Source organism: Candidatus Zixiibacteriota bacterium (genome assembly GCA_029860345.1).
Classification (GTDB): domain Bacteria; phylum Zixibacteria; class MSB-5A5; order GN15; family FEB-12; genus JAJRTA01.
On the sequence record JAOUBJ010000004.1, the window covers coordinates 253,188 to 266,785 of the forward strand.

A 13,598-nucleotide genomic window follows, 5' to 3' on the forward strand; every position below is an offset into this window, starting at 1 on the left:
TGTCGGGCGGGGTCGCCCGACACCACCTTAGACTAGAATATGACCAAGCCTGAAGGTTTGAGGCGGGCACCCAAGCCGAAGACTGGATTCTGGCCTTCGCCAGAATGACTTTGTATCAACTTGCTCAGGTCTCCGGCGGGTTCAGGCCGCGGCGCGCAGGCGAAGACGGACCCGACGTGCAAGTATGATGATCTGTGGACCGCTCACAAGCCCAGTTGCGGGAAATTTCGGCGCAAATGGGCCAGGTACGCACTGTCCAGTCCCAAAGGTACGGCCCGCCGGAACAAAGGGGCGGCCAGAAGGTAGCGTCGGTGGTTGAGGTGATAATCGGCCAGCTCGTTCAGCGCCACTAACGGGGCGTCATCGCGCGCGACGAGTTGATTCAGGTAATTGAACCAGTTATCCAACTTGTTGGTCTTCTTGTACAATTGCACCAGTCCGACCAACGGCTCCAATTCAGACGGCGAGAGTTCGTGAGCACGCAAAAGCAGCCCTTCAGCGGCTGCGTAGTTTCCCTTTTCGAAGTAGGTTCGAGCCAGGGTGTTGTGGACTAAATGGTTGTAAGGATTCATGCCGACCGCTATTCGCAACATCACTTCAGCGCTGTCTAACTGGCCAAGAATCAAATAGCACATGCCGATGTTGGCGTATGGAGCCACAAAGGTCGGATGCAGCTCGAGGGCGGCGCGGTATTTTTCAATTGCCTCGGCGCATTTCCCTTGGTCCTTCAAGGCGATACCCTGCCGGTTCAAAACAAACTGCGGATAATCGGTAACGTATTGTCGACCCGCCTGGTCAGCAGCCGCAACATCACCGAGCCGATCGTAATACTTCTTCAAAAGGGTGCGCCCGTACATGTTCTTGGTTTTGTCCAGGGCGCCGTAGTTGTCGAACCAGACTACCGACTGATCCGGGTTGGTTTGGCTGACCGCCCGCGGGAACAGCATCGCCGAAGCCAACACAATCATCATGAGAGTTATAGGTATATACCGGGCCGGACGAACTTTCGGGTCCAGCACGAAATAAAAGCAAAACAGAGCCAACGGAATCCCGGCGAAAGAAAAGAGGTCCCAATCGCGCGGCATCCCCAGCTTGGGATCAAAAATGAACATGGCTGCCCAGCAAGAGAGAACCAGTATGGCCAGGTAACGATATTCATAACGGCGGAAGATGCGCTTGAATGCGATTGCAAAGGCCAGTACGATCACAATCGGCAGAGCTGGAACCAACAGCAAAGCCAGGTTGATAATGTCGACCAGGTGCCCAAGCGAAAACAGATGATATCCCTCGACAGTGAAGCGATCCGGCAACAGCGGGACGATGGCGAAACGGAAATAGTAGTAGTTGAAATAGAAATGTAAAAACGTCAAAATGCCGACCACCGACAGACCGGCCGCGATGGCTCCTTTGGTCTTGGTTGACCAGCGTCCTACCCGATTGCCAAAGGTAGTCCCGGCCAACATCAGGTAGATTGTGGCCGGCAGGAATACGACTCCGAAAATATGACTAAGCACAGTCAGTCCCAGCAAGGGGGGTATGGTCCATCGCGGTGCTCGACCGAGGGATACCAACAGCCCGGTCATGCAGTACAGCAGACTGGTCAGGATAAAGAGCGAGTAGTTTTCAACGTAACCGAAGAAGTTGTACATGTATCCGCACGAGGCCAGTCCGGCCAGGAACAGAAAGCGATCACGGTTGTGCTGGAAGAGTCGTCCTGACAGCAAGGCCGTTGACATCAGAAAGAGCAGACCGCAACCGATTGAGATGGACCTGAAACTGGCCAAAGCAGCCGGTTCACCACTGCCCCAAAGCTGCTTGACCCATATATGCAGCATTGCCGCACCATATTCGCGCGTTTTGACCAGAGGCTCAGGGGCGGCCAACAGGGAAAGTACGGTGTAACCGTCGCCAAGAAAATGTGTGCGTGCGCGCAGGTAAAAAAACAGCACGGTCATAAGCAGCGTCATCGCCGCCGTGGCCGCCCAGAATATAGTGACACCGATATCCGGCTGGGTGGCATCGTCGGGTCGATTCCGTCGGCGCCCGAACAGCCAGAGTGTTGTCACAACCAAAAGGCCGCCGGTCAACAGACCCAGGGGAACTATCGATGGAAAGTACGCCCAGAGGTTAAGACCCCAGACGCGCCCCTGCGGAAACCATGTTGCGACATAATAGACCATCAGCATCAACAGAGACACCAGGGCGGTGATGTGAAGCTGATTCGATCTTTTGGGCGGGTCGTTGTGCATACTGATCATTCACATCCGAGTCGGTTCAATCGGCTCTAATCCCGCGTAGTTGCGGGCCTTGGGTCCGCCGAATTTACATAGTTGCGGCGGGTCCTGCAAGTCCACCGCAGTAATTCACTATTTCGCGCCTTGTGCTCATCCTTCGACTGCGCTCAGGATGACAGGAGAAAGGCACGAAGCGCAAAGCACTGACCTGTCGACTTGCCTGTGTCCGCCGAACGCAGTCATGCTGTGCACCGTCGAAGTGTGACAAACCAATGGGGCGACACCAGGCCGCCTCCTACGCTTAGGAGCTACCCCAGTCTATCGGCAAAAGTGTTCTCAGACAACGAAAAAACCCTCCCGTATAAACCTGGGAGGGTTCCAAATTTGGGTCGGCTTGAAAAGTATCAGCCGTAAACCTCTGCGTTGTTACACTTGCAGACGCCGACATTCTGAGCCCGCATTTTCCAGCCGCCTTTGTCTCCTTTGACCGCTTTCATGAGCTTGATGAACTGGAGGGCCTCATCGCAGGTGGGGCAGGTCATGGTGTGGGCACGTTTATTGGATTTATCTGCAAACGACTGCTTCTTAGCCATCTGAAAATGACTCCTTTATAGATATTGCTTCTTGTTGTTCGAGTTTCTTCAATTCCGCCTTGGTTGCTACCAAAAGGTGAGTGGTTTCCCTTAGGATTCCAAACTCCTTGTCTTTCTCAAAAAAGGGCGCCGCCTTATCAAACTGTTCGGCAGCCGCCGGATAATTCTTACGTTTCAGCGCCGTCAGGGCCTGAAAATATGCTTTTTCCGCCGTGTTAAGCATGAGCAGCACTCTCTTTTTGAATCTGCTCAGCTTCTTTGAGTCTTTTCACGAACGGCTCTACTTTGTAGCCGCCGATTTTGAGATAATATATGATAAACCCGGACAAAAGCAAGGCCTCTCTGTTTTTCTGAAGGGCGGCGGTGTTCAGGGATTCATCGAGGATTGAGAGTAGATGTTTGCGCCCTTTGGCCTTACCAAGGAACAGCCCGGAAGTGCGAGCCATGGTTTTGCCGAATAAGCTGATGGAATCATCGTCTGTTGTTTGGCTTTCAGGAGGGCGCTTGAGCGTAATCGAACTACTCGGTTTTTTGGCCACTTGATCCCAACGGTCGATCTCCGAAGTGAGTTTGGCCGTTTCGGGTGTACTTGAGTCTGACAGCCTTGATTTGATGTGCTTGAGAATACCGCCGATCCGGTCGATATCGGCTGATTTCAAATCGCCTTGTTTGAGTTGCTGGTTGTGCCGGGCGAACCAGTTGCCGACCGCTTCGGCTGTTGATGCACCGGAATCGTCGCGCGCGATTTCATCCAGCCGGTTGATTCCGTCGAGCACACTCAACCGCTTTTCTTTCTGGGCCAAGGCTCGGTCGAGAAAACTTTCAAGCGTCTTCTCAAGGGTGCGCAATGAATCGACCTGGCTCAATCAGCCTCCTCGACGAATGTTTCGGTGACCATTCTTTTGGCTGGGCGGCTGGGTGACTTGGCCGTCAGATAGTCCTCGAACAAGCCGGCCAGGCGGTTGGCTATTTTGTCCAGCTGTGGGGAGGCAGCTTCTTCTTTTTTCTCAGTCTTGGTGATCAGGCCGGCCAGTTTAAGATGAGCCAACCGTTTGAGTGTTTCATCGCGCTGACCGCCGCCCAGTTTGCAGACTTCATCGAGGCTTCTACGACCGTCCACCAGAGCCATGATGTTCCACTCGTCCGCTTCGAGACTCACTTCGCGCTTACGTCCGGCCTGGGATGCGGAAATCGTGAACACGGCTTCAAGGTCCGGCAGAGTTTCACGAACCATATTCATTTCATCGACCCGACGCAGGCCTTCCAAAATCACGTTCTCTATCGAGAGGTCGATAGTGATCTCTTCCTCGGTCGGAAACTGGTTGTCGTAGAACTTGAACGATCCACTCTGCCACGACAGCAGCGAGTACAGAAGTTCCTTCACCTGCTTTATGACCACTTGCTCAAGATCGGCCCGGTCGATATAGTTGCGGGAGATCATTATTTCGCCAAGCCGTTTGGAGTTTTCGCTTTTGGCCTGGACACGTACTGCATCCTCAAGCTGTTCATCGGTGATGACCCCGCGCTCTCTGAGAAGCTGGCCCAGGTGAAAGGTCTGTCTGGGTCCGTAGCCGTAGATGACGCTCCCCTCTTTGAAATAGACCATGACAATAGAGTCATCTTTTTGGATACCGAGCGTTCCGGTTTTGCGGCTGGATGCTATCAGTTGCAGGATTTCCGGTAGGGTGAAACGTTCGATTCGTCCTTGTAAATCAAGATCCATTGCTGCTCCGTACCATCGAGAAAGTAGTTATCCGGCGGCGCTGTCACCAAGAATAACAGACCAACCGCGTCGCGATTGGAAAGCTCGGTGCATAGACATTTTCGACGCCGCCCGTTGTTCGACAGCTTAATACATAGAGGTTGCCCAGTCAACAATTACTCAGGCTAAAGCCAAGAAAGCCGGCTTCGAAGACGGACCTGCATCATTGTTCATTAATGACAGAGTTCCCCGGCTCCGTCATTCCGGGCTTTGACCCGGAATCCATCTTCGTCACACTGAGAGCATTTTAGACAGTAGGGCGGCATCCCTGCGATGCCGCCGAACATGGCAGGATCCCAGGGATCCTGCCCTACAAAACTTCGTTGGCTGATTACCCCCCACCTCATTCTGAGTTCCCCCTATCTCATCCTGAGCTCCCCCTACCTCATCCTGAGCTCCCTCCACCTCATCCTGAGCTCCCTCCACCTCCTCCTCAGCAGAGTCGCAGGATGAACCAAACCAGCAACCTGGGGCAAGCCCACGGGCCACCCGCGAATGCAAAGAAGCCAAAGGGATATGGTGAGTGTGGATTTGTGATTGTCTTCTACCACAGATGCCCAAATAACACTATCCCCATCCTACATTCTAGTAACCACAGATGGGAAGGGCTCTTCCCACGGCACTAGGTCTGTGCGACTTTCTACAGCCATCAGGCCGCCCGGTGGTTCAAGTAGGTCAGGACCCTTGTGGTCCTGACACATGCAAGCCGTGTTTCTGCAGATTTGGCGGGTTCACGCCGCGGCGCACAGGCGAAGACGGACCCGCCCTACAAGATTAAGTCAGGTCCGTGAAGGACCCGACCTACATGACACATAGTGAAAATCCACCCGTTGGGTGGGGTACCGAAGAGTGTTAGACCTTCCGCGGTCGATATATCGAGGCGAAGATGATTCCGGCCAGTGTCATTATTATAGGCTCGCCGATACACCAGGAAATAATCCAGTTGCTCGGTATCGGAAAGACTGCGAAATTCATCAGGCTGGTTGGAATCGAAAAAGCCAAACCGATCAAGAAACCATACCGTGCACCTTCGCCCAGCCCCTTGTCTTCATATCCTTTGGTGAAAATGTAGCAGAACCCAAACGACAAGACCAGGAAGCCGGCAATCATCGATGGAAAGTAGGCCACCGCCTCCGCCTCAGGTCGTAGTAGATGCTGAGATTCGATGTAGGTGCTGTTCATAATCATGCCATGGAAAAGCCACTCGGCCATGAAGATAAACAGAAAGACTACGAAGCTGCCGATGAAATAACGCAGTGTGTTCATTTGTTTCTCCTGAGATTAGGTTTCAGACGCAATCGGCGGGTTCACGCCGCGGCGCGCAGGCGAAGACGGACCCGCCCTATAAGACTGGCGACCGTTGCCATGAAAACCTTGGTGCTGAGGATTTGTTCCCGGCCGCCATCTCAGACTTTCTCAAGGACAGAACTCAGCACAGTAGATTCATCCTTCGACTCCGCTCAGGATGAGGTTGGGGGGCGAACTGGGTGAGATTACAAATGCGCGAAGTGCAAGAAAGTGATTTATCACCAAAAAGAAAACCCAGACAGGTGGTGCCTGCCTGGGCGGACGATATTAGGTAATCCACAGAAAGAGTAACACTTTCCGATTGCACACCCAACATAACAAACTTCACAATCTTGTCAAGCGAAAAATCCAAATAACTCAAAAAAAAAGCAGTGGTAAACAGCGAAAAACCAACCCCCAAGCGGTTTTTTCCTTGTCCACCATTAATAGGACGAGTATCCAGAAACTACTTGACAACACCCGACAGTTGGCTCAAAAGAGCATATCGCCGAAACTCGCTGTTATCCACAAGGATTGTGTATACCTTGTTATTTGCTTGTTGGCGAATTGGTAAAGTGATTAAAATCAATATGTTATCTTTCTTTGGTCTGTGGATAAGTTGGGTTGACTTCGACTAAAAACTGAAAGGCTTCTAATTATTTGCGAGATAGTTACTTGCGAGACTTGGTTTTTTCAATATGGGGGCGCAAAGGGCACGCACTATTTTTGTTCAGTTGAGTTTTCAAGCTATAGGACTGACCTTCAGGAGAATACGTTATTATCAAATAAAACACAATTTTTAGTGGGGGGGACCATTGCAGACACTACATATTGTACCCCGCAGCAGGAAATGGGTGTTTTTTTCTGGGCCATTGCCCGGGGTGTACGTTGAGACTATTATAATTTATCAGGCAGTAAGGAATTATCAGGATTCTCACCTGGCCACGGACCGGCCGGTCCTGGTATTTTTTTGCTCTTGTACAGGAGGTACAGCTTGAAGATAGACCGGTATTTTACTCGCGATGGGGAATCGCCCTATTGTCGAATCAATTTTGTGAAGCGTTCTTCGGAGATCAAAAACCCCGATGGTTCGGAGGTTTTCAAACTTGATGGTGTTCAGGTTCCGGAAAACTGGTCGCAAGTAGCTGTTGACATACTGGCTCAGAAGTATTTTCGCAAGGCGGGGGTTCCTCAGATTGACGAACAGGGTCAGCCGATTGTCGACAAGGACGACCAGCCCGTGTTGGCAGGCGAGACCGATTCACGCCAGGTGTTTCATCGCATGGCCGGTTGCTGGCGACATTGGGGTGAGAAGCACGGCTACTTTGACACCGAGACCGACTCTCAGGCCTTCTACGATGAACTTTGTTACATGCTGGCTTCGCAGGTTTCAGCGCCCAACTCGCCGCAATGGTTCAACACCGGTTTGCATTTCGCATATCAAATCGGTGGCGTATCGAATGGTCATTTCTATGTTGATCCTAATTCGCAAACATTGACCCGGGCCGCCAACGCCTACGAACACCCTCAGCCCCATGCCTGTTTCATCCAATCGGTGTCGGATGATTTGGTCAATGACGGCGGTATAATGGATCTCTGGGTGCGTGAGGCGCGTCTGTTTAAGTATGGTTCCGGCACCGGGACCAATTTCTCCCATCTGCGCGGCGCCGGTGAGCGTCTTTCCGGCGGTGGTCAGTCATCCGGTTTGATGTCGTTTTTGCGCATCGGTGATCGAGCGGCGGGCGCGATCAAGTCCGGCGGCACGACACGACGCGCGGCCAAGATGGTTTGTCTTGATCTGGATCATCCGGATATCGAAGCGTTCATAAGCTGGAAAGTAATCGAAGAGCAAAAAGTAGCGGCCATGGTGACCGGTTCGGCCGTGATCCGACAACAGCTTCAGGAGGTCTTCCAGGCAACACAGATTTCAGACAACGGCAACGGCGTTATCATCGAAGCTGACCCGGCCATAAACAAATCCTTGAAGCAGGCGATCAGCGCCGCTCGTCGTCTGGCCATTCCATCGGCCTACATCAAGAAGATTCTTGAACTGGCCGACCAGGGCATTCGGGAAATCGAATTTGTTCAGCTGGATACCAATTGGGAATCGGAAGCGTACATGACGGTATCGGGGCAAAACTCCAACAACTCGGTGCGTGTCCCCAACAGGTTCTTTGAAATACTGAGGTCCAAAGGGGATTGGGAATTGATTTCGCGCACCGACGGTGGTACTGCCCGCACGCTTCCTGCGGCTGAACTGTGGGATAAGATTTGTCATGCCACCTGGTCGTGCGCCGATCCCGGTGTTCAGTTTGACGACACCATCAACGAATGGCATACCTGCTCCAAAGACGGTCGGATCAACGCTTCCAACCCCTGTTCGGAATACATGTTTCTGGACGACACCGCTTGCAACCTGGCTTCGATAAACCTGGGCAAGTTCCTGCGTGATGATGGTTCCTTCGACCTCGACGGATACCTGCACGCCATTCGGCTCTGGACGGTGGTGTTGGAGATTTCGGTTCTGATGGCATCGTATCCATCGCCGATGATAGCCCAAAAGAGTTTTGAATATCGCACTCTCGGTCTTGGCTATGCCAACCTTGGTTCGGTGCTCATGCGCATGGGCATTCCGTATGATTCATCGGAGGCTTACGCCTGGTGTGGCGCTCTGAGTTCGATGCTTACGGGGCAAGCCTATGTAACCTCGGCTGAAATGTCTAAAGAGCTGGGTCCTTTTTCGGGCTACTATCGAAACCGTGACAACATGCTAAAGGTGGCTCGCAACCATCGTCGGGCCGCCTACAATGCCGACCCGTCCGAATACGAGGGACTTACCATAAAACCATCCGGCATCAACCCGGCCTATCTCCCGGAGGAAGTTGTCGAGGCGGCGCGGGTGGTCTGGGATCAAGCCCTGGAACAGGGCGAGATCTACGGCTTCCGTAATGCGCAGACTTCGGTGGTGGCGCCGACCGGCACTATCGGGCTGGTCATGGATTGCGACACGACCGGTATCGAACCGGACTATGCGCTGGTCAAATTCAAGAAGCTGGCCGGTGGTGGTTATTTCAAGATCATTAACGGCTCGGTCCCCGTCGCGCTCCGTCGCCTGGGTTACACCAGTGATCAGGTCAAGGATATCATCACTCATGCCACCGGTCACAAGACTCTTAAACAAGCGCCCTTCATCAATCATGAATCGCTCAAAGCCAAAGGTTTTAGCGATGATGAACTCAACCTGCTGGAAGAGGCGGTGGGGAATGTTTTTGACATCACCTTTGCCTTCAACCGCCACACGCTTGGTGATGATTTTCTGATCGAGTCACTGGGGCTGTCAAGTGACGTCACCGATCAATGGGATTTCAACCTGCTGCGAGAACTGGGATTCACGAAAGAGCAGATTGAGGCGGCCAACGAATTCTGTTGCGGCACCATGACCTTAGAAGGAGCGCCGCATCTTAAAGATGAACACTTGCCGATTTTTGATTGTGCCAGTCGTTGCGGCAAGAAAGGCAGTCGTTTGATCGGCTTCGAGTCACACATTCGTATGATGGCCTCGGCGCAACCGTTCATTTCGGGTGCCATCTCCAAGACAATCAACATGCCCTCCGAGGCATCTATCGATGATATCAAGACAGCCTACCGGCTGGCTTGGGAAACGATGAACAAAGCGATTGCCATTTACCGCGATGGTTCCAAGCTGAGCCAGCCGCTGGCGGCATCGTTGATCGATGAAGACGAGGAAGATGAACCGATTGAGATGACGGTCAGCCAGGTGGCCGAACAGGCGGCTCGCAAGGTGATCTATCGCTACATTGCCAAACGGCGCAAGCTGCCCTATCGACGCGGCGGCTATACGCAGAAGGCGGTGGTCGGTGGGCACAAGGTCTACCTGCGCACCGGCGAGTATTCCGACGGTTCTTTGGGTGAGATTTTTCTGGATATGCACCGTGAGGGGGCTGCTTTCCGCAGTTTGATGAACAGCTTTGCCATTGCTATCTCGCTTGGTCTTCAGCACGGCGTACCGCTGGAGGAGTATGTGGAAGCATTCCTGTTCAGCCGCTTTGAACCAAACGGTATGGTGCGCGGCAACAAGGCCATCAAAATGTCGACTTCGATTATTGACTACATATTCCGTGAACTGGCTATCAGCTATCTCGGCCGGAATGATCTCGCGCACGTCTCCGAAGAGGACTTGCGCGGTGATACCCTGGGCGATCCGACAGAATCATCGGTTGAATTCGAAGAAGAGGAGGCAGCCGACAGTATTATGTCCGGATCGGTGGCGACAGGGAGTCGCACCGCCCAGGATATTCGTTCCGTTCATTTGCGTCTGGGCTCCAGGGAAGCCGACAACGGCGGCAATGGGCACGGTCGAGACCAGCAGGGACATCAAGGAGGTTTTGCCGATGGTAAGTCGCTGGACAATCAGGCTGCAAAGCAGACAGTTGAAGAAACGGAGGGTGTGCTGGAATACGTCGCTCAGACGGGATCGACGGCGACCGATGAAGGAAGCCAGAGACTCCACAGTGCAATCAGAGCGGCGAGAATGAAAGGTTACGAGGGAGACATGTGCGGTGAGTGCGGACAATTTACTATGGTTCGCAACGGTACCTGTCTCAAATGCGACTCGTGCGGCGCCACGTCCGGGTGTAGTTAGTGATAAATCACTTTCTTGGCGCTACGCGCCCGGTTCGCCCACGTCATGCTTCGACGCCGCTCAGCATGACATGGTCAAGCCGTGCTTGTTGAGCTTCACGCGGGTAGCGGGAATCCATCTTCGGGTGGCCGTCTCAAACCTTGTTTGGGACGGCGGGCAAGCCCGTTCTTGGCGCTTCGTGCCCGGTGACATAGGAGGAGCTTTTAGCCTGTCACCCTCAGCGCAGTCGAAGGGTGATGGCGTAAGGGAATGAGGAATAAGTGTTCAAACATCTTTGCTTCGCACTCATGCTCTTCCTGCTGAACGGTTGCTGCAATACAGGAGTTGATGTGAAATCTGATCGCAAAGCTTTGGTCGAAAGGTTCTTTCGCGGTGTCTACGGAGGCGACCCAACCGTTGTGGACGAACTGGCCAGCGATGACATTGTCATAAGTTATCCTATCTTCCAGAAGTTGTTCAACAAACCTGCAATTCGCGGCCGCGAGGCGGTCAAACAGTTTGCCGTCGGTTTTGGTAGTAGGTGGAAGGACACTCAGGTGACCATACATGAGGCGGTTGAAGAGGGTGACCGAGTGGTTTTGCTCTGGAGCTTTACAGGACGAAATGTGGCTACAGCCAACGACAGCATGCAGCCGACCAACGAGTTCCATAGCTGGGGTGGTATTACTTTATACCGCTTTAACGAGGCCGGTAAGATTGTCGCCGAGATTGGTGAGGAAAGTGAGCCCGGACCACACGAACGTGTGGCTGCGGGGGATGCCGACGAAGGAGAAAACTGATAAGAATTCTATGTAAGGTCATCGGATGACGACCTTGCTTAGGGATGAGCACGGCGCCACTCGGTTAACCCCGGGTGGCGTCTTTTTTGTGAGTCGTTCATGCATCGACTGCGCTCAGCATGAAGTAGGTCAGGACCCCTGTGGTCCCGACAGGCAAGCCTGTCATTCGATTCCGCATACGCTTCGATTCCGCTTGCCCATCGACTCCGATCGGGGTGACGGTGGCCGTTTTTCCTCTCCAATTCGATCGATTTGAGTGAACCAAGTCCGGGTTTATCAGACTAACTGTTTAGAAGATCAGAATATGAAGATTAGTTTCTCCTGTCGTTAGTTCCTGATATCGATGTTTCCACCCCCCTCTGGAAACATCACCAAGCCCCCGGTCGGCTAGGACCGGGGGCACTTGTGTTATTAAGGGCATGCCCCACAGATTGCCGCGTTGCCACCCCAATTGGGTGGCCACTTCAGACCTTCATGTGTCAGAATGGCGTTTGGCTGGGTCCTGATCTCGACGAAGACGGGATTGTGACCCTTCGACTCTCACTAAGGCATTGTGTAAAAGCAGCTTTTGAAACCTCCGGATCACACCCTCGCCTTCGGCGAAAGCAGGAACCGGAGGAACATGCAATCCACCCGCCGCGACGCTTTAGGTGGGCTACTGTGTCCGTCATGCTGGCGCAGGCCAGCATCCAGTCTTGGAATACAGACCTGGATTCCGGCCTTCGCCGGAATGACATGCCCAGAGACTTTCGCCATCGGCGCAGTAGATTCACCCTTCGACTCCGCTCAGGGCGACACGGTCAAGCCGCCCATAAATGGGTTCCTTGCGCTTTGCGCGGCGTCACCTCATGACGAGTTGTGCATGAGCTCAGGGTGAGGATACAAACTAGCAAGCGATCTATCGCCACCCCCAAACCGGGTTTGAGGGTGCCACCCAATGTAAGCCACCTGTGGCCTGGGAACCAAGTTCGCTACAAACTGCTTTTATATAGAGAAGAAGGCAGTATATTAGGCCCTCGCAATCCGGTTGGGTGGCCGTCTCAAACCTTGTTTGGGACGGGAATCGGCTGGAGAAAAATCACCCCCAAAGAAACCTTGAGGGTGCCACCCGTCGGGCACGTATGATATGAGGCCGACCAACCAAACTGATAAGAAGGAATTCATTCCTTATGCTTACCGAAACTGCTGTCCGAGAAGTACTCGACAAAATCGACGATCCGGAGTTGAAAAAGCCGCTGACCGATCTTGACATGATTCGATCTATCGATATCCAGGGCGGCGATGTCACCGTCGGTGTCTCGCTCACTGTGCCCGGCTGCCCAATGAAAGAAAAAATCTCGCGCGATATCACTACCGGCGTGGGGGCGCTGTCGGGTGCTGAATCGGTTCGGGTCGAATTCGATGTTATGACCGATGAACAACGCAAGAACCTGCGTCAGAAACTCGGCTTCAGTGATTCAGCTCAAGCCAAAGGCCCGGCCCCGGTCAGCTATGCCAAACGGTTTATTGCTGTCTCCTCCGGCAAGGGCGGGGTGGGTAAATCGACTGTCACGACCAATGTCGCCGTGGCCATGGCTGGACTTGGTTACAAAGTGGGTTTGTTGGACGCCGATGTTTACGGTTTTTCGATTCCGCACATGCTTGGTGTCGAAGGCCGTCCCACCATGATCGACGATCAGATCATACCGCTACGCAAGGGGGACAATATCCAGGTTGTTTCGATGGGCCTCTTTATCAGCGAGGACGAACCGGTTGTTTGGCGCGGTCCGCTTTTGCACAAAGCGATAAACCAGTTCATACGCGACGTCGTGTGGGATGAGCTCGACTATCTTTTTCTGGACCTTCCGCCCGGCACCGGCGATGTATCCCTGACCATCGCCCAGGCCATTCCTTCGGCCGAGATGCTGGTGGTCACCACACCGCAGGCGACGGCGACCCATGTAGCCGGGCGGGTGGCCAAGATGGCTGAAAAGACAGATTTGAGAGTACTCGGTGTTATCGAGAACATGGCTTACTTTGAGACCAACGGGGAACGTGAATACATTTTTGGTCGCGACGGTGGTAAGAACCTGGCCAAAAAACTCAGCGTCCCATTCCTTGGTGAGATACCTCTGATGACGTCGTTGCGCGAAGGATCCGACTCGGGCAAACCGGTCGCATCGGACGGTACGCCTGATCAGGTGAAACTGTTCGAGAGCATTGCACAATTGATCGACGGTACAGCAGGTAGATAACTGTGTGCTACCAACGGTCTTTTGCCATCCGAGATTATCATCCGAC

9 protein-coding genes are annotated in these 13,598 nt (G+C 53.2%); 3 read left to right on the plus strand and 6 right to left on the minus strand.

What is annotated here, in order from left to right; genetic code table 11:
* Positions 1-203: 203 nt before the first annotated feature.
* The 6 genes from OEV49_06210 to OEV49_06235 form a co-directional block, all read right to left on the minus strand.
* Positions 204-2,258 (minus strand): tetratricopeptide repeat protein, encoded by a 2,055-nt coding sequence (locus OEV49_06210; protein ID MDH3890659.1) that lies wholly within the window; start codon positions 2,256-2,258, stop codon positions 204-206.
* A gap of 380 nt (positions 2,259-2,638) precedes the next feature.
* Positions 2,639-2,827, minus strand: a complete 189-nt coding sequence (locus OEV49_06215; protein ID MDH3890660.1) for a hypothetical protein — start codon at positions 2,825-2,827, stop codon at positions 2,639-2,641.
* The gene (locus OEV49_06220; protein MDH3890661.1) at positions 2,820-3,050 is read right to left on the minus strand and encodes a hypothetical protein; all 231 of its coding nucleotides are present in this window, start codon (positions 3,048-3,050) and stop codon (positions 2,820-2,822) included. Before OEV49_06220 ends, OEV49_06215 begins: the two co-directional genes overlap by 8 nt.
* On the minus strand, positions 3,043-3,693 hold the full coding sequence (locus tag OEV49_06225; GenBank protein ID MDH3890662.1) for a hypothetical protein: 651 nt from the start codon (positions 3,691-3,693) through the stop codon (positions 3,043-3,045). The genes OEV49_06220 and OEV49_06225 overlap by 8 nt, the downstream gene beginning before the upstream one ends.
* The gene (locus tag OEV49_06230; protein ID MDH3890663.1) at positions 3,690-4,550 is read right to left on the minus strand and encodes a DUF4388 domain-containing protein; all 861 of its coding nucleotides are present in this window, start codon (positions 4,548-4,550) and stop codon (positions 3,690-3,692) included. Before OEV49_06230 ends, OEV49_06225 begins: the two co-directional genes overlap by 4 nt.
* 891 nt (positions 4,551-5,441) lie before the next feature.
* Positions 5,442-5,855, minus strand: coding sequence for a hypothetical protein (locus OEV49_06235; GenBank protein ID MDH3890664.1), 414 nt, complete (start codon positions 5,853-5,855; stop codon positions 5,442-5,444).
* A 1,015-nt stretch (positions 5,856-6,870) separates the two neighbouring features.
* Between OEV49_06235 and OEV49_06240 the strand changes: the two genes are divergently transcribed.
* The 3 genes from OEV49_06240 (at position 6,871) to OEV49_06250 (ending at position 13,552) form a co-directional block, all read left to right on the plus strand.
* Positions 6,871-10,539: a vitamin B12-dependent ribonucleotide reductase gene (locus OEV49_06240; protein ID MDH3890665.1), complete on the plus strand. Its 3,669-nt coding sequence runs from the start codon at positions 6,871-6,873 to the stop codon at positions 10,537-10,539.
* 260 nt (positions 10,540-10,799) lie between these two features.
* On the plus strand, positions 10,800-11,318 hold the full coding sequence (locus OEV49_06245) for a nuclear transport factor 2 family protein (GenBank protein ID MDH3890666.1): 519 nt from the start codon (positions 10,800-10,802) through the stop codon (positions 11,316-11,318).
* A gap of 1,169 nt (positions 11,319-12,487) precedes the next feature.
* Positions 12,488-13,552, plus strand: a complete 1,065-nt coding sequence (locus tag OEV49_06250; protein MDH3890667.1) for an Mrp/NBP35 family ATP-binding protein — start codon at positions 12,488-12,490, stop codon at positions 13,550-13,552.
* Positions 13,553-13,598: the final 46 nt, after the last annotated feature.